Origin of the sequence: Alteromonas sp. BZK5, from assembly GCF_014349115.1 — a bacterium.
Classification (GTDB): domain Bacteria; phylum Pseudomonadota; class Gammaproteobacteria; order Enterobacterales; family Alteromonadaceae; genus Alteromonas; species Alteromonas macleodii.
On record NZ_JACSOE010000014.1, the window covers coordinates 47,710 to 66,904 of the forward strand.

Here is a 19,195-nt window from a genome sequence, read left to right on the forward strand (position 1 = left end):
AATTCACTTGCTATGAGACCCTATTGAGTTTCTTCAATAGGGCGGCTCATTCCTTTAAGGTGCGACACCACACTGCGGCCTAATGCACTTAAATCGTAGCCGCCTTCTAACATGCTGACTATGCGACCATGACAACACTCGTCAGCCACTGCGCGAAGTTGTTGGCTTATCCAGAAATAATCGTCTTCCACCAGTCGCAAATGCGCCATAGGATCTTCTGCGTGGGCGTCAAAACCCGCTGAGATAAAAATCAGCTCAGGTTGAAAGTTGCGCAATGCGTTAAACCAGTGCTGCACTTTTTCTCTAAATACTTCACCTGTAGAGCCTGCTTCTAGCGGCACAGAAAGAATATTACTTGCCGACACCGGTGAACCACTGTGTGGATAAAAAGGATGCTGGAAACTGCTGCAAAGCATGATGCGTTGATCGCCAGCAACAATTTGCTCGGTACCGTTTCCGTGGTGAACATCAAAATCGATTATGGCAACGCGCTTTAGTTCATAGTTTTGAAGGGCATAGCGCGCAGCTATAACAATGTTATTAAAAATACAGAAGCCCATGGCGCTGTCGTATGTAGCGTGGTGACCTGGCGGCCTTGTCGCGCAGAACGCCTGCCTGTCACTACCTTCCATAACCCAATCCACCGCGTTACATCCCGCACCAGCCGACTCAAGTGCTGCATTTAAGCTGTGTCGCATCAAGCCGGTATCTTCGTCTAACCATGCCACGTTATCCTTGCGTTCGGAATAGAGCGTTTTTTCGTGGTCGCTAAATATGGACTGAGCCGCATGCTCAAACACACTTTTCACATAGTAAGGGTCGTGGGCTAGCTTAAGATAAGCTTCAGCAATAGGCGTAGCATCAGCGTGCTCACACACCATATCGAGTCCAGAAGACAGTAATTGGTCGTCTATGGCGAACAGGCGATCCGGTGACTCGGGATGATCTTTCCCTAAGTCGTGTTTAGTGCCGTGTTTGCCGCGAAAAATTTTAATTGTCATGCGAGTGATGCCACATCTAGTACTAACTCTATGTCACTGGGGTCGCCAGTGAACTTCCGTTTAAATTGCGCTTGCTCGAAAATGGCAATCATCGGGCTGTTGTCGCCACGCACGTAGGCCATCATCTTTGCAATGCCTCGTTTTTTCGCAACGTTGATCAATTCGTTTAGCAGCCTGCTTGCCATCCCCTTCCCTTGCTGGGTTTCACGGGTAACAAACGCTGCTTCACAGGTATTGTCATTTGGATTGAAGTAAAAACGCCCTACTGCGTGAATGGTAATACGGGAGCCTTCTTGCCTTACAATACATAACGCAGCATCTGAGCTTTGATCCACCGACACTAAATTACACGACTTTTCGCGCGACATTTGCTTCGGGTCGTAGTTGTAACGCAGCCTTAGTGTTTCTTTCGTATGGGAGTAAAAGAATTCCTGCAAACGCCTTTCATCGGCGGGGTTCAGCGGGCGCATGTAATAGGTTTCCCCCTGAATATTCAGTTTTTTAAGCTGAATAGCACCCAGCTCAGGAATATCGGTTGGGTACTTTTCCTGATAATGAGGCACCCAATAATGCTGTCTTACTTCTTCTAAGAGCGCTGCACGGAATTTGGGGTGTGCTACACGAATAAGTTCCAATGCACGCTCTCGAATGCTTTTGCCTTTAAGCGATGCTATGCCGTATTCAGTCACCACGTACTGAACATTCCCCCGCGAAGTAACAACACCCGCCCCCTCACTTATACGGGGTGTGATACGGGAAATGGTTTCATTCTTGGCAGTAGAAGGCAGCGCTATAATCGCTTTCCCACCTTTGCTGATAGACGCGCCCGTTACGAAATCAACTTGCCCGCCTATGCCACTGTAAAAGTCGTAGCCCAATGAATCGGCCACCACCTGACCGGTTAAATCCACTTCAAGCGCACTATTAATGGCAACCATATTATCGTTCTTGGCAATATTGGTGGGTTTGTTTACGTAGCTACTTGGATAAAACTCGATGTGAGGGTTGCTGTCGATTAAATCGTAAAGCTGGCGAGTACCAATAGCAAAGCTAGTAACAATTTTACCGGGGTGGAAAGTCTTCTTCTTGTTGGTGATAGCGCCCGACTCCAACAGTTCAATAATACTGTCGGTGAGCATTTCGCTGTGAATGCCTAGGTCTTTATGGTTACACAGATATTTAAGGGTGGCACTCGGTATTTTCCCAATACCAAATTGCAGCGTTGCACCATCATCCACCAGCATTGAAACATACTGACCAATTCGCTCTGCCACCGAATCGATAGGCGGCGGCGTTACTTCCACAAGCGGCTCTTCGGCTTCAATGCAGGCCGTTATTTCGCTGATATGAATATAAGAGTGCCCGGCGGTTCTTGGCACCTGAGGATTAATTTGAGCAATGACCTTTTTGCTTTGTCTAATTGCCGACATAGCAATATCCACAGCAGGACCTAGTGAGCAATAACCGAATTCATCGGGTGGGCTTACGTTAACCAGCGCAGCATCCAGTGCTAGCGTACCGTCGCTAAATAAGCTTGATATTTCAGACAGGAAAACGGGGGTATAGTCAGCGCGGCCCTCATCGACCGCCTTACGCATGGCTTCGCCACCAATGAAGAATGTATTCGCTTTAAAGAGGTTTTTATACTCTTCTTTCACCCATCGGGTGTCGCCTAAAGCCAGCATATGAACCAGCTCGATGTCGCTAAACCCTTCGCTGTTGTCAATGAGATGCTGCACTAGTGCATGCGGCACCGAGGCATTTCCGCCAACAAAGACACGGCAACCAGACTTTATCAGCGACGACCATTGTGGCGCTTGAGGTAAACTAAATGTCATTTCCATCTGCCCTGTTTTAAGCAATAACTCATCATGCCATAAAAACAGGCGCTTTCCCGCATTTGCTTAAGCGTGAACTATAAGCGATTGGTCGTAGGCTTACCGATTCATCATTAGTATCGAAATTTTTCCAACCAATTTCTGAAAAACGGAGAAATAACAGATTTGCTATTCGCTAGGCGATGGCCGTCATTAAGTAACAAGAGCTGAGCTTTTTGATGGCGCGCGTACTTTAAGCTATTTTCGATAGGCACGATATCGTCATTCCAGCCGTGCACTAGGCTCACGTAGCCGTCGTAGGGGAACCGTTGAATTTCGTAGTTTGGCAAATACAGTGCAGGAGCCATAAGGAATACGCCTCGTGCCGAGATTTGGCTTGCTGCGGCAAGTGATACATAGCCGCCCATGCTTGAGCCAACCAGAACAACATCATTGCACTTTTCAGCAATAAACTCTTTAAGTCGCGCTAGGCGAGCTTCCGGGCAGTCGAGATCTTGATAATCAATACTCTCTACGCCAAAACCCATATCGCTCGCTACATTTGAAAGCGTTGTTATTTTACTGCCCCATGGACCGCTTTCTTTGCCGTGAGAAAAAACAACGGTGGTCATTACCGATATCCCTATTCAAAAATGAAAAGTTTTTCCCACTCTAGCGCACTTGCTTGTTACTTGTCTTCCCTGTGAAAGAGTTTTTCTACCAGCACATAGAACATGGGCACGAAGAAAATCGCCAAGAAGGTAGCGGCGAACATACCACCCATAACCGCAATACCTATTGCATTTTGGCTGGCTGCGCCTGCTCCGCTAGCTAGTGCTAACGGCGTTACTCCCAAAATAAACGCCATTGACGTCATTAGAATTGGGCGGAAACGCTGAGAGGCTGCATTTGAAACCGCAGTCATTAAATCTTCGCCGTTTTCGTACTGCTCTTTTGCAAATTCGACAATAAGAATAGCGTTTTTCGCCGCCAAACCTACGGTAGTCAAAAACGCTACTTGCAGGTACACGTCGTTCGGCAAGTTGAAAATAAACGCAGCGGTTACCGAGCCAAGAATACCCAAAGGCACCACTAACATAACGGCGAATGGTACAGACCAGCTTTCGTACAGGGCCGCTAAGCACAAGAAAACAATCAAGATTGATAGTGCGTAAAGCATAGGCGCTTGCGAGCCTGCTTCCTGCTCTTCATAAGATAGGCCTGACCATTCGATTGCGAAGCCTGGCGGTAACTGCTCAACCAATTTCTGCATTTCAGCCATTGCTTCACCCGAAGAGATACCTTCAGCAGCACTACCTTGAATATTGACAGACGACACGCCGTTAAAACGCTCTAACTTAGGTGAGCCATAAACCCATTCAGTGGTCGAGAACGTGTTAAACGCCACCATCTCGCCGTCGCTGTTGCGAACAAACCACTTATCCAAGTCTTCAGGGGTCATGCGATGAGGCAAATCTGCCTGCATGTAAACACGCTTAATTCGACCTTTATCAATGAAGTCATTTACGTAGCTGGACCCCCACGCTATTTGAAGCGCGTTATTGATCTCACTTAAATTCAATCCAAGTGCCGACGCTTTCTCGCTATCAATATTGATTTTAAATTGAGGTACGTCACTTAAACCATTGGGGCGAACGCCAGCCAGCTTTGGATTCTGCGCTGCCATGCCCAACAGCTGATTACGCGCATTCATCAGCGCTTCGTGACCATTTCCACCACGGTCGACAAGCTGCATATCAAAGCCCGTTGCATTACCTAGTTCCATGATAGGCGGAGGCACTATAGGAAAGGCTGAGGCATCTTGAATTTGGCTAAACGCGCCAAAAGCTCGGTTCATCACTGCAAACGCAGAATTATTTTCGTCTCTTACGCTCCAGTCGTTGAAGTTTAAGAAAGCCATACCCGCGTTTTGCGCCTGACCCGCAAAGCTAAAGCCCACAACCGCGAACATGCCGTTAACCGCGTCTTGTTCTTGTTCAAGAATATAGTCTTCCACTTGCTTGATAGACTCGAGCGTACGGCCAGCTGTTGCACCAGGCGGTGTGCTTACCAACACCATCATACGCCCTTGGTCTTCATCTGGAAGAAACGCGCCAGGAAGCTGGCTGAAAATAAATGCCATACCACCTACAAGCAAACCATAAACAACGAAATAGCGCTTAAAGCGTTGCGCCATGTGAGTTGTTGTCTTTTGATAGCGATCGCGGCCTTTGTTAAACGTGCGGTTAAACCAGCCAAAGAAGCCTTTGTTCTTGTCATGGTTTTCCGGATGCTTTTTCAATAACGTGGCGCACAAAGACGGTGAAAGGACGATAGCGACCAATACCGAAAATGCCATAGCTGACACGATAGTAACCGAGAACTGACGATAAATAGCGCCTGCTGAGCCGCTGAAGAACGCCATTGGGATAAATACCGTTGAAAGCACGGCCGCAATACCAACAAGTGCACCTGTGATTTGAGTCATCGACTTTTTAGTGGCTTCGGCAGGTGAGAGACCTTCCTCTTCCATAATACGTTCAACGTTTTCCACCACCACGATGGCATCATCTACGAGCAGGCCGATAGCAAGTACCATAGCGAACATGGTTAGCACGTTAATACTAAAGCCAAATGCCAGTAGCACAGCAAAGGTGCCGAGCAATACCACTGGCACCGCAATGGTAGGGATTAACGTTGCACGCCAGTTTTGAAGGAACAGTAGCATCACCAAGAATACCAGTACTACCGCTTCAATAAGCGTATGAACTACCGACTCGATAGAAAGCTCGATAAAAGGAGAACTATCAACCGGGTAAACCACTTTAACTGTATCTGGCAAATTCGAGCGCAGTTCTTCAACTCGGGCTTTTACTGCCTTAATGGTATCTAGTGCGTTTGCGCCAGAGGCAAGGCTTATCGCCATACCTGATGCAGGCTTGCGATCGTATCGAACAATAACGTCGTAGCTTTGTGCACCCAGTTCAACACGCGCAACGTCACGCACGCGAACCTGAGAACCATCGGTATTTACGCGAAGTACGATGTTTTCGAAATCTTCAACGGTTTGAAGGCGACTTTGCGCTTGAATAGTCGCGTTAATTTGCTGATTTTCTATTGCAGGCATGCCACCTAATTGACCAGCAGACACATCTGTATTTTGTACCTGAACGGCGCCTTGAACGTCAGTAGGTGTAAGATTGTAGCTGTACAGTTTATCTGGATCTAACCATATACGCATTGAGCGCTGCGCACCGAATACCCGTACATTTCCCACTCCATTAACACGGGAAATCGGGTCGCGAAATTGAGAAACTAACAGGTCGCTCAGGTCATATTGCGTCATTGAGTCGTCTTCAGAATAGAAGCCAACTGCCAATGCAAATGCGCTATTTGCTTTAGTTACGGTTACCCCTTGTTGCTGTACTTGAGTAGGCAACAGTGGCAGTGCACCCTGCACCTTATTCTGAGTTTGTACTTGCGCAATATCAGGGTCAGCACCAGGCTCAAAAGTGAGCGTAATAGACATGCTGCTGTTCGAACTGCTTGCCGAGAAATAACGTAGGTTATCAATTCCCGTCAGGCTTTGTTCTATTACCTGAGTAACCGAATTCTCTACGGTTTCTGCAGATGCTCCAGGATACGTTGCTGAGATAGTCACCGAGGGCGGTGCCACCTTGGGATATTGTTCAATGGGGAGTGAGGTAATTGCCAACACACCCGCCATCATTGTGATAATTGCCAGCACCCATGCAAACACGGGCCTGTCTATAAAGAAACGAGCCATATTACTTAAATCCCTTGTTTGCTATCGTGAGCCACGTGATGATGGTTGCCACTCTGACGGATTAACTTTCGCGCCAGGCTTCACCTTCTGATATCCAGTTACAATTACCTTTTCGCCTTCGCTCACACCGCTTAGGGCAACATATTGGTCTCGATAGATTTTGCCTATTTCCAAAGTACGGCCTTCAACTTCGTTGTTTTGGTTAACAACATAAACTGAAAGCGAACCGTCTGGTTGGCGTGTCGTTGCGCGTTGAGGAACAAGCAGCGCATTTTCGCGTCCAGTAATGACGTGGCCTTTCACAAACAAGCCAGGCAGCAATACACCATCTGGATTTGGCATTTCAGCACGAAGTGTTACCGACCCAGTGGTCTCATCAACCGTTACCTCAGAAAATTTAACGCTGCCTGTTTGGTCGTAACGCTTGCCTGTTACTTCATCTACCGTTAATTCAACATCCATCGAACCTTGGTTTCTCATTGACTGACGAAGCGTAATAATTGACGCACCTGACTCCTGCATATCAATGAAAACTGGGTCAAGCTGTGTAATGGTTGCAAGTTGCTGAGATTGGTTCGTAGTAACAAGGGTACCTTCAGTAACAAAAGAGCGGCTAATACGCCCGCTGATTGGGGCGTACACTTTGGTGTAACCCATGTTAACCTTCGCTACGTCAACAGCAGCCTCAGCTACGCTGATTGCCGCTTGCGCTTGATCTTTCTGAGCAATTACGTCGTCATATTCTTGTTTGCTTACCGCGTTTTGCGCAACAAGGTCGTCATAGCGTCGCGCCTTTGCTTCCAACGTTTTAAGGTTCGCTTGAACACTTTTCAAATCGGCTTTTGCGCTATTTAACTGTGCTAGATAACGGGCTTCGTCAATTTGATAAAGCTGCTGTCCTTTTTCTACATGTGCGCCTTCTTCAAACAAGCGCTCCGTAATAACACCATCTACCTGAGGACGCACCTGAGATTGACGAGACGGGCTTACTCGGCCCGGTAACACCATTTCATGTACTACAGGTTCTTGTTTCAGTGTAACTACCGATACTGAGGGTGCAGGCATACCTTGCTGAGCACCTTGCTGTGCTTGCTCGCCTTCATTCGAACACCCAATAACGCCGACAAGGGTTATTAATGCTGCAGTAACATAAAAAATGCGACTCATAAATTTTCTATTTCCCAATAACTTTTTGTACAGAACACGGCCTTTGCTCTGCATATCCAATATTAAAATTAAAGCTTATTGCTTCCGGTGCACCGAATTATCTAGCGCATTTCAAAGCCTGAAACTGCGATAATTGGTTTTGAAGTGGCATAGTTAAGCGATCATTGATACGGATCTACGCTCTTATAGGTCATATTGTGCGCATTTATAGATGATAATAAAAGTCAATGAAGTTGAAATTACTGAAGTTGTCGGTCAAATACCTGAGCGTGTATACGTTATACGAATAAAGCGAAATCAAAGCGCACTTAACGTTCTATTTTAACGAATAATAACCCAGCAATAACTGGTAGGCGTGAATGACGTCTTGGGCTTCCTGTTGCATTCCTCCCTTATCAGGGTGAACCAACTGCAGGGCTTTTTTATATACTCGTTTTAGTACCGACAAAGAAACATGTTCATCTTGGGGCAGGCCCAGAAGCGCGTGGGCATCGGCAATATCTTCCTGCTCAAAGGTGTGCGCGTTTCCTGAGGCCATGCGATGCCAAAACGCATTGAGCAGTGCATCTACACTTTTTCTGTCGGCCTTCTCAAAATTGCCCCAGTCCAAGTAGTATTCAGCTAAGGCATCAGCTTCGGTTATTGCTCCAACCTTATCCTGACTTTCTTTATCTTTATAATTGTCGCCGTGGGTACTATTTTTGTCGCTGTGGGCACTTTCTTGGTTTAGCTTAATATTAAGAGTATGAATGTCTAGCACGCCTTCGCCCTGCTCTATCCAACGACGTTTAAGTTGATAAAGGGCGTGAAACACAATGAAATGGGTTTTAAAGAGCATTAAAGGCTCTCGTAACGAAGCGTCATCAAAAAATTGATATGGCGCTTTTTTCAGAATTTCAATGAGCTCATACTCGCTTACACCACGTTGAAAAAGCGGCTTTTGTGTCGATAACGTATCAACAAGTAGTTCGGCTTGAAGCACGTAAACTTCGCTGGCATCAGGCTGATTTTGCAAAACCAATTACCTTGCTTTAAATAGGGTTCATCCAGGGCTCGCTGGTCATTGATGTACGTTAAAGACCAGCAGGCCCTAGTGTACAAACATGTTAAATATTGGCCTAGTACCGACTTTATTGCTAGGAAGTAATCCAAAACGCAACGTTCACGGTTAAAGTAGCTTAGTAAAAATAAAATAATAACTTTGGAGCCCACTTGAAAGCACTCATTGCCCTCACCAGCATTGTCGGGTTTCTTATGTTGTTCTACCCGGCCCCCTTTATCAGTATGCCGGTGAGCATGATGAGCAAAGCCAGCGCAGTTCCTCCAATCCATAACATTACTACCGATGTCACTAATCCGCCGGAATTCGTTGCAATTACACCGCTATGCGAAGGTGCGCCTAACTCCATCGCTTATGAAGGCGGTGAAGTCACTAAGCTAACGGGCTTTTTTGTAATTGGACCTAACTTTAGTGGGCCAACTTTAAGACAACGACTCCTGCAACAATAAGTGCTACGCCGAAATATCGTGCCAATGACGAGGGGTCGCCATAAAACATAACACCCACTAAAAATGTTCCCGCGGCGCCTATTCCTGTCCACACAGCGTACGCCGTTCCAATTGGAATTTGTTTTTGCGCCATCCATAAACAAAAACCACTGGCAGCCATAAACCCAACCGCAAGTAAAATACCCATTACGCGGGTTTCCGCCTCTTGTGACATTTTTAGCCCAACAGGCCAACCAATTTCCAGAAGGCCCGCCACAATCAAATAAATCCAGCTCACCAGTCTATCCCTCTCTTCGCGCTCATCGTCAACTATCACAGATGCGTAGCGTACCGTCTTAAATCATAAAGCGTACTCGACGCGTCGTAATATTTTGCTATTTAGCGCTTTTGCCTTACAAACTCGCCAACTGAATACTTACCATACCTAATACCGCAGCATTAAGACGGTTAAACCAACGCCAGAAATTAGGGCGCTGCATATGGTGCGCAAAACGTGCGGTTAAGGTACTCAAACCTACGAACCAAACTACAGATGCACCAATAGCTCCCCCCACAAACCACCATTTATTTTCTTGCCACTGACTAGCTAAGTTTCCCATCAATAATAAAGTGTCTAAATAAAAGTGGGGATTTAACCAAGTTACTGCCAAGGCTATGAGCAGTGCTTTTTTGAACGACAGTTGCTTTTTCGCCATTTCTAAAACAAGCGCGTCGTTGGCCAAAGATGATTTTATTTTGTTAAAAGCAATCCACAATAAGAACGCAACACCAGCCCATTTGGTGATAGACACCAGCATTGGGTATTCCTGCAACAGCAAGCCAAAGCCCATCGCACCTAAGCTTATTGAGATAGCATCGCTTAGGATAAACAGCAGGACAAATAAGGTTGTCCACTGTCGCTTCATCGATTGCTCAATCAAAAAACTGTTTTGTGCGCCTACTGCAATAATTAGGGTACCGCCCATCACGAAACCACTCGTTGCTGCCGCCAACATGATAAATGCCTCTTAGTGTAAATAAGTTCAAACGCCATAGCTGTAACGCGGTTTAAGGTTACATGCTGAATAATTGGCTTGATTTTATACACCTTGAAAGACTAAATTAAATTAATGATATTTGTTTTGAATAAGTCAAATTAATACTTATAACCTTCTTTTCACAGGTAGCCACTAATGTTGGATTACGACGCGCTTCGATGCTTTCATGAAGTGTTACGCTACGGCGGATTTGAAAAAGGTGCACAGGCCCTAAATCTCACCCAATCGGCGGTATCGCAAAAAATAAAACGGCTAGAGCAGAATGTGGGCGGCCCAGTGATGGTTCGCACCAAGCCACTTCGCGCTACGCCACTAGGAAAAGAGCTGCTGGCTCATATTCAAAAAGTAAGCGTATTAGAAGAAGCGCTGAATATACAAAGTGGATTAGAAGCGTCGGCTGCACCTATAAGCGTTGCCGTGAATAACGATGTGCTGGCTACCTGGTTCTCGCAAGTAATGGCCGCGTTTAGTGATAAGCGTGCCAACCCGATTCATATTGTTAATGCGGATCAAACTCAAACCCGAGACATATTACAGCAAGGCCGTGTAATGGCTTGCATTAGCCAAACAGGTACACCCGTTACCGGTGGGCAATCTATAAGACTGGGAACTATGCGCTATCAACTTTATGCATCGCCTCGCTTCATTGAGCGATACCTGCATAAAGAAATATCACCCCAGAGCGTGATGAGTACACCGGGCTTGCTGTACGACGAATACGATGTGACTTTGCTGACTGATTATCAACGAGAATGTTTGAACATAGCCCCCTCTTTTACAACTTGTCATTGGTATCCATCGTCCCATGGCTTTGTCAAAATGGCGCTCGATGGCGTGGTGTGGGCTTTGCTACCTACGCTTCAAGTTGAACAAGAGGTTAACGAAGGCGATCTCGTACCGTTATTTCCTCAAAAAGAGCTTGGTGTACCGTTATTTTGGCATTGGACAACCCTTGAATCGGCAGCGCTTGCCGACTTGACCAAAGCCGTAAAGAATATAGCGAAAGCGCAGCTTAAATGACCCTAATATACTGCGTGTGTGATACGTTGCTGGAAGGTTAATTAAGAAGACGCAAATTGAGCCGTTTTATGCTTCTCCTTAACGCTGTACATCAGTTTATCTGTTTTATTTAACAGAGTGGTGAGATCTTTGCAGCGTGCATTTGTGATGTATGTGCCTACGCTTGCCGTAACAGAAATAACAGCAATGTATACATCGCTTCTGAGCTAACGATTAGTTCCAATTAACGTCTTTCTATGGCAGGAATCTCAATATATGCATCGGGATCAGATTCTTTTAGCGCATTAAGTTTACGTTTTCTTGTCGCTCGCTCATCAATAGTTTCACCAAAAACCTGTACATGTAAGTCGGCAATCAGCGCCTTGCCCTGTTCATTGGTAATTATCCCTAGAAGCTCGCCAGCGTGCATAAACCCTTGTACCCGATATTTCTCAGCATCGACTTTTTTACCGTTTTTGCTGGCTGTATAAAGCGCGATAAGCTGTTCGGTACAAGCATCTAAAAAACGTACCTTCTGTTTCTCATCAATCATTATCTTATTCTTTCCTTCGGTGGCTTGTATTCAGACACCTTAGCGAGATTTTGATGCTATGGGTAGATGTAAGGTTAACTATGCGAGTTCAAATAGCGTTAGGCTTGGTTGCTGCCTTGGTACTTGCTCCCGTTGTTGTTGCAAAAGGAAATGCTCATCATTGGGAAACGTCACCCCATCGTTTATCTGCATTGGTAGGTACCACTTACACAAAAAATTGGGGAAACGCATTTACACTAGGGAAGATGCGAATAAGTCCCCGATATGAGATCATAGCTGCATAGTAAATCACAGCCATTACCGCCTGTGAGCCAACAGTTAACTTTTGCCGATAGTGAGTTTTCCAGCAAGCGCCGCCAGACCCGTAAAGAGCTATTCTTATCCAGAATGGATAACCTGCTGCCGTGGACTCAACTGCTGGAAGTGATTGACCCCTTTTATCCTAAAGCAGGCAATGGCAGACGTCCGTACGCGCTTGAGACCGTGTTTCGCATTCATTGTATGCAGCAATGGTATAACCTTGGTGATGAAGCGATGAAAGATGCGTTATATGAAATTGCTTCGATGCGCCAGTTTGCGCAACTGTCGCTGGATAAAGCCATTCCAGACCGTACCACCATTATGAACTTCCGGCACTTGCTGGAAAAACACAAGCTGACTCGCAAATTATTCAAAACGGTTAACCAATGGCTGACGGACAGCGGTGTGATGATGACGCAGGGTACACTGGTGGATGCCACGATTATTGAAGCGCCAAGTTCTACTAAAAATAAAAAGAATGAGCGTGACCCGGAGATGCATCAGACCAAGAAAGGCAATGAATGGCACTTTGGTATGAAAGCCCATATTGGTGTGGATGCCAAGAGTGGCCTGACCCATACGCTGGTGAGCACCGCCGCAAACGAGCATGACCTGAACCAGTTGAAAAACCTGTTGCATGGCGAAGAAGAATTCGCTTCCGGCGATGCCGGTTATCAGGGCGCAGAGAAGCGGGAAGAGTTAAAAGATACGAATGTGGAATGGCTGATTGCTGAACGCCCCGGAAAAGTCCGGTCACTGAAAAAGCATCCTCGCAAAAACAAAACGGCCATTAACATCGAATACTTAAAAGCCAGCATCAGGGCAAAAGTGGAGCATCCGTTTCGGATCATCAAATGTCAGTTTGGCTTTATCAAAGCACGCTATAAAGGACTGATGAAAAATGACTCACAGTTAGCCATGTTATTCACCTTGTCGAACCTGTTTAAAGTAGACCAGATGTTAAGGCGACAGCCAAGATCTGTCTGAAATCCGGGAATAACCCGGAATAAGGCCGAAATCAGGCCTAAAACGGCAGTATATTGGCCGAAATTGAAAATTTAGCGTCCAAAAATTAGACGGCGAATGCAAAGGCTGGTTCAAGAACTAAATTGCAGGACTTATTCGCAGTTTCCCTAACGCATTCGGATCAGGCCGCGGAATGTGGCACAACCTACGAGGGTGTTATGATGGCAATAACTTAACGGTTATTGATCCACGAGCATAGACTGATGAGAAGGTGACCACGGCGGAGTGAGTAAGGTAAGCGCTGTTCATTATAATTAATGAATAATCCACGAATACCAGCATAATAACCGACGACATTACTGCCTCTTCCGATGCGTTAGCTCAATTTATTATGAGCGAGAAACAAAGCTAATTATGGGCTGAAAGAGTGTCAGGGAAGCGCTCGTTCAGGGTTGACAAAGGGAGTCATACCAACACCCAGAATGAAGGTCAGTGAGGTCATCAGAATGGGACGTAAACGTTGTTTCGCCGCAGTCAGTGCCGCATCAAAAGGTTCCATGCCCTAATTTACGTTATGCTGGGCAAACTCCACAATAAGAATGGCACCGTAAGCATGATTGCCAGCGGGATCGCCCAGCTTTCATATAATGCCGCCAGGATCATAAACACAGCAATAATGGTAATGCTGTAAAGCAGCAGGGTTTGATTGCCATTTTGCTTTTCTTCGTACGACAACCCCGTCCAGGCGATATCGATACCGTCAGGCAGTGAATATGCAATACTTTCCACTTCCTGCAGCGCTTCTCCTGAACTTATCCCTGGCGTGGTCGAGCTCTGAATTTCACGGGAAGAGCTACCGTTAAAACGGGTAAGCTTGGGCGGACCGTACGTCCACTCACCGGAAGCAATTTCCTTAAGCTGAACCATGCCGCCCTGTTCGTTGCGTACATACCAGTCGTTGATATCTTCCGGCAGCATGCGGTATTTGTCTTCGGCCTGCACGTAAACACGTTTGATGCGCCCGTTTTCGATGAAATCATTCACATACGCGCCACCTAAAGCCGCCCTTAATGTCTGGTTAATCGTTTATATCGGCCCCCCTAATGCTCGCGCTTAAATCCTGTCAACATCCAGTTTGAGTAAGAACCCAATCTAGCATGAACAGTGTCGGCGGGCTGTATCTTTAGCGCCTGGAGGGTGATACATACGCTAACGTTTGATCAAGTGACACGCGCATTTTTTCAACAATTTCGTCGATTTGCGCTTCAGTCACAATCAAAGGCGGACACAATGCCAGAGAGGATCCCGCCACCGTACGGCAAATCAAGCCGTTGTTCTGACAGACCTGCATAGCATAACTACCCACCGCACCGCCCTTGAAAGGCTCCCCGGTTTTTTTGTTCGCCACCAGCTCGATGGCGGCAATCATCCCCTTTCCTCTAACCTCACCAACCAGTGGATGCTGTTCAAACACTTTCAGTTTGGATTGCATGTAGTTACCTGTTTTTTCAGCATGCTCAAACACACCATCTCTTAGGTAAATCTCAAGCGTCTTCAGGGCGACGGCACAAGCAACAGGATGACCACTATAGGTATACCCATGGCCAAAGACACCAACATCTCGGCTTTGCTGCTTAATGGCCTCGAACATTTCACCTTTAATAACCGAGGCACTGATTGGCATGTATGCAGAAGAAAGCTGCTTCGCCAAAGTCATCATATCGGGTTTTTTAATTCCCATGGTATTGCAGCCGAAGTCACTACCAGTGCGCCCAAAGGCTGTGATCACTTCATCAGCCCAAAACAATATATCGTATTTGTTAAGTACCGCTTGAACCTTCTGGTAATAACCTGCCGGTGGAACAATAACACCGCTTGCACCTGTAATCGGCTCAGCGATAAAAGCAGCGATGGTCTCTGGCCCTTCAGACACTATGAGGCGCTCTAAATTGTTGACGATACGATCTACAAACTCCGCCTCAGACTCGTTAGGAAAAGCATTTCGATAGTAATGAGGCGCATCAGTCCGCAACACACCTAATGATTCAAACGGTAACCCAAAATGCGTGTGGTTTGGTGGCAGTCCAGTGAGTGACGCGGACGCGACAGTGACACCATGATACGAACGCTCTCTGGCGATAACTTTGTATTTCCCAGGCTTACCAATGGCATTAAAGTAATAACGCAGCATTTTAATGTGCGTGTCGTTGGCATCACTGCCAGAGTTACCGAAAAACACCTTCGCGTCATCCATCGGCACCATTTGCGCCAATTTTTCTGACAGGTCCATGCCGACCTGGTGTGTTTTTCCACCAAACATGTGAGAATACGATAAACGGCTCATCTGCTCTGTGGCAGTTTCTATCAACTCTTTATTGTTGTATCCCAAGGATGTACACCACAGGCCCGCCAACCCTTCAATGTACTTGTTGCCCTGATTATCAAAAACGTATGCGCCTTCGCCACGTTCAATAGTCAATGTTTCTGTCGCATACAGATTAGTTGTCGGGTAAATAATTTGGCTCATTATCGCTTTCTATGTGCTCTCTGTTGGTTGTTGTATCGCGTTATTGTGGTGTATAAATAATTCAGGTAGTCAATATATTAACTGAGATTAAACCAGTACCAAATAGTTACGTACTAGTTGTTAATTGTAACCCAATACAAAACACGCATTATCTTCATAACTATCTTCATTCCATTCAGAGGCATTAGCATTGTCGTTTTTTTTGCGGTGTAACGCTTCTTCCTGTTGCTGGTTTTGTCTGGTTTGTTTTTTTTGTTCAGTGTTTGAATCTGACGTAATCATGCTCTTATCCTCAGTGTTAGTAGTGTACGATCACCAGAGAAGGGGCGAACAGGTCTATAGTCCTTCAGGACTCGCTGAGTGATGATAGACTTAATCGCATCTTCCCAGAAAGAGCTGGTGTTTGATGTATAGCCCTCCCATGTTTTAACTATGGAACATTTCAGAAATTTAGAGTAATTCCCTTTATTAGGTACCATATAGCGAAAGGTTAACGTCTCCTTTTTGACCGTTTGAGTGAAAGGTATTCGGGCTTTTATAAATGAAAAAAGGGGCGAAAGCACTCACTGGCTCCTTCGCCCCTATGCAGTTAAATGGTCACTTTTATTCGACTTCTTTGGCGACAAACTTGCCTGCTAACTCTTCGTTGTACTGTCCATTTTCTATGACCCGCTGCCCATTCACCCAAACCTCGCTAAGACCTGTGGACAGAAGATTCCAGTTAGAGAAATCAGCATTGGCCTGATACGCATTCTCATCCCAGATTATGATATCAGCTGCGTACCCTTGCCTGATAAAACCTCGCTGCTCAATGCCTAAAACGTTGGCCGTTTGACCTGAGCTACGGGTAATAAACTCGTCAATGCTCAAATACTTTTTGTCTTTGACATACGTTTCAAACTTTTTGGGAAAGCTGGCATATTTCCTTGGATGACCATTGGTGCCGTCAGAGGAAGTGACCACCCAGCTTTTCTTCATAAAATTGGCTAAATCTGACTCAGACATGTTGAAGGACGCCACTCGTATTGGGCCCCTCTGAACGAGATTCATCGCCGCTTCTGCGGGGGGCAAACCCAGTTCCTGAGACAACTGTTTTAAGGTTTTACCAACCAGATTAGTATCGTCAAACGCGGTGACTAATAATGCCTCTGGACCGCCTCTACGGCGGATATTCTCCGAAATTTCCGCTACCAACTTTATCTTCAGCTCCGGATTATTTAGTCTGTCATAGAAGGCCTGTTTCGAATCGGCCATGACCCATTTTGGCATAATAGCGTTATGTAATTTTGTGCCCGATGCTAACCAGGGGTATTGATCGGCACTGATACTGGCCCCGGCCTCCTGCGCGGATTCGATGATATTAATCGCGGCCTCACTCAGGCCCCAGGCATCAACGCCAAGGGCTTTAATATGGGCAAGGTGGAGGTGTATACCAGCCTCGCCTGTAATATGAATCGCCTCTTCCAATGCGGCTATAAAACCAATATTAAACGTGGCCTCGTCTCTTAGATGGGTGTCATAAATACCCTGGTATTTAGCGGCTGTTTCCGCTAAAGCGACAACCTCTTCAGTAGAGGCGTAGCTGCCGGGCACATAATAAAGCCCTGTAGACAAGCCAAGTGCGCCTTCTTTCATCGCATTATCAACCAACGTCTGCATTTGTTTTATTTCTGCATCGCTGGCGGTGCGGTTTTCCGTTCCCATCACCGCGGCTCTCACCCGATTGTGACCAACCAAAAGCGCAACGTTGGTACCAATTCCATTATCTTCCAGTTGCTGTGCCAGCTTAGCAATCTGATAATCGCCGCCCCCATCATTGCCGCTAACAACCGTAGTTACGCCTTGAGTTATATAATTTAAATTATGGTTTTTATCATTACTTAACAGCTCGTCCATGCTATGTGTGTGGGGATCAATAAACCCTGGGCTAACAATTTGGCCACTGGCGTCAATGATGGTCTTCGCCGATATCTGCTGTTGGCCGGCTTCAAACACACCGCAGATAAGTTCGCCGCAAATTGCCACATCGACGTTTTTTTCACCACTCGAATCACCCAGATATACCTTGCCGTTCTGAATCAGCGTGTCGGCTTTAAGGATGGACGCTGTTTTCGAGCTACAACCCTGAATGCCAAGTGTTGATGCAAAGATTAAAGGGAGTAATAGGACAACTTTATTCATGGCTGCAACTCCTGATTATCCATCATCATGGTCTTCATTAACTGATTAGCCGCATCAATAGCAAAGTCGTTAATAAACGCTCTGTCAGTGTTATCGCCCATTTCATAAGTAATGGCGTGAACCTTATAGTGGTCGGCGAAATACTGCTTAAAAACGCCCAGGCCAGGATTATTTCCTGGCTTTTGAATCACGCTGAAGTTTTTGTATTGTTTATCAACTGCCTTCAGCCAATTGTTAACCAGGTATCTTTGCTCCATACCGAAGTCGTTGGGCATAGTATAAAAAATGTCTCTGCGGGTAGAGTGAAAGTCCACTGCCATGGCCATTTTGCCACCGGCCTGGACCAACTTATTAATGTGTTCATGCACCGCCCGTACCTCGGGCTGCGCAAATTTTTTCCAGTCGCGGTTAAGGTCGACGCCGTTAACGTTATGACGCCAATGCCCCATCTGCACGCCATCGGGATTTAAATTAGGCACGATGAGAATGTTAAACCTGTTCCGAAACGATTTCGCGACAGAGCTATCTGACAAAAGATTCTCAGTAAAAGGAAATAACGCCAGCGCGCCAGTAATTTCGGGCGGGTGTTGCCTACCTAGTATTACTAACCACTCGTTTGCCTGCCGATTGCCTCTTACTTCCAGTGCATTTATGGGCCGGCCTTGAACAGACTCACCAATGACACTTTGCGTAGTGTTAGAACTCTCGGCAAGCCGGTTAACCCACTCATTATAGTCCTGGTTCGTGATGATTTCTTGTGCTGCAATAAAAATGGGTTGTTTGGAGAGAGCGACCGTAAAGACCAGCTTTTCTTTATCTTTTACATACTCAACACCTTCCCAGTGCTGCCCGTCTTTACTCAGCTTGGGGGGATAACGGTTGTCGCCGTCGATGACCCTAATCGCGACTTCAACCTGCTTTTTCTCCTCACTGGAAAGTTTAAACGCATACCAGGGGCTGTTATTTATAGGTGTGTTTTCGGGTTTTAAAACGATTTCAATTTTATTCTGTGAGTTGCTCTGGCAAGACTCAATCATTTTATCAGAGCTGGCACCGGCAAAGTCATTGTCAAAAGTGACCTGGTCAAACTCACAGGGATAAGCTGCAGCAGGCGCCAACGCTATCGCCGCTAGCACTATTGTGCAGGTGTGTTTTATGTATTTTTTTAGTGGGCTTCGGTAACAAAACAAACTTTGCCTACTCCTGTAATTCTTTTATCAGACCCTTACCTTGGCAATATAAATTGCAACAATCCATTACCGGATTGTTTACAACTCATAACCTCAGGCTATAGTCTTTTACAATATAGTTAAAATACACGACTTTCATAAGCTGCTAGTTTGTTCTGATA

The 19,195-nt window shown here is 46.0% G+C and carries 18 protein-coding genes and 1 pseudogene; 4 read left to right on the plus strand and 15 right to left on the minus strand.

What is annotated here, in order from left to right; genetic code table 11:
* Positions 1-20 precede the first annotated feature (20 nt).
* The 6 genes from BIZ39_RS06145 to BIZ39_RS06170 form a co-directional block, all read right to left on the minus strand.
* Positions 21-1,001 (minus strand): histone deacetylase family protein, encoded by a 981-nt coding sequence (locus tag BIZ39_RS06145; RefSeq protein WP_014947830.1) that lies wholly within the window; start codon positions 999-1,001, stop codon positions 21-23.
* On the minus strand, positions 998-2,839 hold the full coding sequence (locus BIZ39_RS06150; protein WP_014947829.1) for a bifunctional acetyl-CoA hydrolase/transferase family protein/GNAT family N-acetyltransferase: 1,842 nt from the start codon (positions 2,837-2,839) through the stop codon (positions 998-1,000). Before BIZ39_RS06150 ends, BIZ39_RS06145 begins: the two co-directional genes overlap by 4 nt.
* Positions 2,840-2,952: 113 nt before the next feature.
* Positions 2,953-3,450 carry an alpha/beta hydrolase gene (locus BIZ39_RS06155; protein WP_014947828.1) on the minus strand — a complete coding sequence of 166 codons (498 nt, stop codon included), beginning with the start codon at positions 3,448-3,450 and terminating at the stop codon, positions 2,953-2,955.
* Between the two features lie 56 nt (positions 3,451-3,506).
* Positions 3,507-6,605 (minus strand): efflux RND transporter permease subunit, encoded by a 3,099-nt coding sequence (locus BIZ39_RS06160; protein WP_014947827.1) that lies wholly within the window; start codon positions 6,603-6,605, stop codon positions 3,507-3,509.
* A 21-nt stretch (positions 6,606-6,626) separates the two neighbouring features.
* Positions 6,627-7,772: an efflux RND transporter periplasmic adaptor subunit gene (locus BIZ39_RS06165; RefSeq protein ID WP_014947826.1), complete on the minus strand. Its 1,146-nt coding sequence runs from the start codon at positions 7,770-7,772 to the stop codon at positions 6,627-6,629.
* Positions 7,773-8,088: 316 nt separating this feature from the next.
* Entirely contained in the window at positions 8,089-8,787 is a 699-nt protein-coding gene (locus BIZ39_RS06170) for a DNA-J related domain-containing protein (protein ID WP_187446598.1), read from the minus strand.
* A 197-nt stretch (positions 8,788-8,984) separates the two neighbouring features.
* On the opposite strand from BIZ39_RS06170, the pseudogene BIZ39_RS06175 reads away from it, so the two are divergent.
* A pseudogene (locus BIZ39_RS06175) lies at positions 8,985-9,209 on the plus strand (DUF1499 domain-containing protein); the annotation flags it as partial.
* A gap of 31 nt (positions 9,210-9,240) precedes the next feature.
* On the opposite strand, the gene BIZ39_RS06180 reads toward BIZ39_RS06175, so the two are convergent.
* Together BIZ39_RS06180 and BIZ39_RS06185 are read right to left on the minus strand one after the other, a co-directional pair.
* Complete coding sequence (locus BIZ39_RS06180) at positions 9,241-9,558, minus strand: DMT family transporter (RefSeq protein WP_014947823.1); 318 nt, start codon at positions 9,556-9,558, stop codon at positions 9,241-9,243.
* 115 nt (positions 9,559-9,673) lie between these two features.
* A complete protein-coding gene (locus BIZ39_RS06185) occupies positions 9,674-10,276 on the minus strand; it encodes a LysE/ArgO family amino acid transporter (protein WP_014975330.1) in 603 nt (200 codons plus the stop codon).
* Positions 10,277-10,453: 177 nt separating this feature from the next.
* Between BIZ39_RS06185 and BIZ39_RS06190 the strand changes: the two genes are divergently transcribed.
* Positions 10,454-11,338: an ArgP/LysG family DNA-binding transcriptional regulator gene (locus BIZ39_RS06190; RefSeq protein ID WP_187446599.1), complete on the plus strand. Its 885-nt coding sequence runs from the start codon at positions 10,454-10,456 to the stop codon at positions 11,336-11,338.
* Between the two features lie 223 nt (positions 11,339-11,561).
* Here BIZ39_RS06190 and BIZ39_RS06195 read toward each other — a convergent pair whose 3' ends face one another.
* Complete coding sequence (locus BIZ39_RS06195) at positions 11,562-11,870, minus strand: hypothetical protein (protein ID WP_014975326.1); 309 nt, start codon at positions 11,868-11,870, stop codon at positions 11,562-11,564.
* An 80-nt stretch (positions 11,871-11,950) separates the two neighbouring features.
* Here BIZ39_RS06195 and BIZ39_RS06200 point away from each other — a divergent pair, with 80 nt between their 5' ends.
* Positions 11,951-12,154, plus strand: coding sequence for a hypothetical protein (locus tag BIZ39_RS06200; protein ID WP_187446611.1), 204 nt, complete (start codon positions 11,951-11,953; stop codon positions 12,152-12,154).
* 22 nt (positions 12,155-12,176) lie between these two features.
* A complete protein-coding gene (locus BIZ39_RS06205; RefSeq protein ID WP_187446600.1) occupies positions 12,177-13,157 on the plus strand; it encodes an IS5 family transposase in 981 nt (326 codons plus the stop codon).
* A gap of 409 nt (positions 13,158-13,566) precedes the next feature.
* Here BIZ39_RS06205 and BIZ39_RS22195 read toward each other — a convergent pair whose 3' ends face one another.
* From BIZ39_RS22195 to BIZ39_RS06230, 6 genes are all read right to left on the minus strand, one after another.
* Positions 13,567-13,695, minus strand: coding sequence for an efflux RND transporter permease subunit (locus BIZ39_RS22195; RefSeq protein WP_262385725.1), 129 nt, complete (start codon positions 13,693-13,695; stop codon positions 13,567-13,569).
* 8 nt (positions 13,696-13,703) lie between these two features.
* The gene (locus tag BIZ39_RS22200) at positions 13,704-14,180 is read right to left on the minus strand and encodes an efflux RND transporter permease subunit (protein WP_316248227.1); all 477 of its coding nucleotides are present in this window, start codon (positions 14,178-14,180) and stop codon (positions 13,704-13,706) included.
* A gap of 139 nt (positions 14,181-14,319) precedes the next feature.
* The gene (locus tag BIZ39_RS06215) at positions 14,320-15,663 is read right to left on the minus strand and encodes an aminotransferase (RefSeq protein WP_187446601.1); all 1,344 of its coding nucleotides are present in this window, start codon (positions 15,661-15,663) and stop codon (positions 14,320-14,322) included.
* Positions 15,664-15,783: 120 nt separating this feature from the next.
* A complete protein-coding gene (locus BIZ39_RS06220; RefSeq protein WP_187446602.1) occupies positions 15,784-15,945 on the minus strand; it encodes a hypothetical protein in 162 nt (53 codons plus the stop codon).
* Between the two features lie 321 nt (positions 15,946-16,266).
* Positions 16,267-17,844 (minus strand): N-acyl-D-amino-acid deacylase family protein, encoded by a 1,578-nt coding sequence (locus BIZ39_RS06225; protein WP_187446603.1) that lies wholly within the window; start codon positions 17,842-17,844, stop codon positions 16,267-16,269.
* A complete protein-coding gene (locus tag BIZ39_RS06230; RefSeq protein WP_187446604.1) occupies positions 17,841-18,962 on the minus strand; it encodes a M14 family metallopeptidase in 1,122 nt (373 codons plus the stop codon). The genes BIZ39_RS06225 and BIZ39_RS06230 overlap by 4 nt, the downstream gene beginning before the upstream one ends.
* Positions 18,963-19,195: the final 233 nt, after the last annotated feature.

Coding starts and splice junctions, on each gene's coding strand:
- BIZ39_RS06150 (WP_014947829.1), bottom strand. CDS start 2,839: ATGACATTTAGTTTACCTCAAGCGCCACAATGGTCGTCGCTGATAAAG.
- BIZ39_RS06160 (WP_014947827.1), bottom strand. CDS start 6,605: ATGGCTCGTTTCTTTATAGACAGGCCCGTGTTTGCATGGGTGCTGGCA.
- BIZ39_RS06145 (WP_014947830.1), bottom strand. CDS start 1,001: ATGACAATTAAAATTTTTCGCGGCAAACACGGCACTAAACACGACTTA.
- BIZ39_RS06185 (WP_014975330.1), bottom strand. CDS start 10,276: ATGTTGGCGGCAGCAACGAGTGGTTTCGTGATGGGCGGTACCCTAATT.
- BIZ39_RS06155 (WP_014947828.1), bottom strand. CDS start 3,450: ATGACCACCGTTGTTTTTTCTCACGGCAAAGAAAGCGGTCCATGGGGC.
- BIZ39_RS06220 (WP_187446602.1), bottom strand. CDS start 15,945: ATGATTACGTCAGATTCAAACACTGAACAAAAAAAACAAACCAGACAA.
- BIZ39_RS06215 (WP_187446601.1), bottom strand. CDS start 15,663: ATGAGCCAAATTATTTACCCGACAACTAATCTGTATGCGACAGAAACA.
- BIZ39_RS06200 (WP_187446611.1), top strand. CDS start 11,951: ATGCGAGTTCAAATAGCGTTAGGCTTGGTTGCTGCCTTGGTACTTGCT.
- BIZ39_RS06195 (WP_014975326.1), bottom strand. CDS start 11,870: ATGATTGATGAGAAACAGAAGGTACGTTTTTTAGATGCTTGTACCGAA.
- BIZ39_RS22195 (WP_262385725.1), bottom strand. CDS start 13,695: ATGGAACCTTTTGATGCGGCACTGACTGCGGCGAAACAACGTTTACGT.
- BIZ39_RS06190 (WP_187446599.1), top strand. CDS start 10,454: ATGTTGGATTACGACGCGCTTCGATGCTTTCATGAAGTGTTACGCTAC.
- BIZ39_RS06225 (WP_187446603.1), bottom strand. CDS start 17,844: ATGAATAAAGTTGTCCTATTACTCCCTTTAATCTTTGCATCAACACTT.
- BIZ39_RS06165 (WP_014947826.1), bottom strand. CDS start 7,772: ATGAGTCGCATTTTTTATGTTACTGCAGCATTAATAACCCTTGTCGGC.